The organism is Cupriavidus basilensis (assembly GCF_029335485.1).
GTDB classification, from domain to species: Bacteria; Pseudomonadota; Gammaproteobacteria; order Burkholderiales; family Burkholderiaceae; genus Cupriavidus; species Cupriavidus basilensis_E.
The window spans coordinates 1-651 of record NZ_JARJLM010000585.1; the positions used below are offsets into that span (position 1 = coordinate 1).

1 protein-coding gene is annotated in these 651 nt (G+C 70.8%); it reads left to right on the forward strand.

What is annotated here, in order from left to right; all coding sequences use genetic code 11:
- Positions 1–477, forward strand: a 477-nt coding sequence (locus P3W85_RS36565; RefSeq protein WP_276268368.1) for a (2Fe-2S)-binding protein, incomplete at its 5' end; no start/stop codon positions are given.
- Positions 478–651: the final 174 nt, after the last annotated feature.

A 651-nucleotide genomic window follows, 5' to 3' on the forward strand; every position in this document is an offset into this window, starting at 1 on the left:
GTCAACCGGACCACGTACCAGCTCGACCCCGAGGTCGACCCCGACACGCCGCTGCTCTATATCCTGCGCAACGACCTTGCCTGCAACGGGCCCAAGTACGGATGCGGCCTGGGCCAGTGCGGCGCGTGCACGGTGCTGGTGGACGGCGTGGCGGCGCGCTCCTGCGTGATCCCGGTCAAGGCCGTGGCGCATCATGCCGTCACCACGCTGGACGGACTGGGTACGCCGGCGCACCCCGACCCGGTGCAGCAGGCGTTCATCGATGAACAGGCGGCGCAGTGCGGCTACTGCCTGAACGGCATGATCATGACCGCCAAGGCGCTGCTGACAGAAACGCCCTCCCCTGACGAAGCGCAGATCCGCGAGGCGCTGCGCTTCAATCTTTGCCGCTGCGGCACGCATGTGGAGATCGTGCGCGCGGTGCGGCGCGCCGCCGTGCTGCTGCGCCAGGCTGCCGGCCAGGATGGTGCGGCATGAACGGACGCGACGATCTGGTGCTGGCGCAAGGCGGCGTGGCGGCGTGGCAGCCGCCGCCCGAGCGGCAGTGGCTTGCCGGGCATGTGGTACGCCCGCCGGTACTGGAGTGGCAGGCGGGCAGCCTGCGCAGCGCCCGGCTGCTCGCTTGCGATGAAGCCGCCGCGCGCACACTGC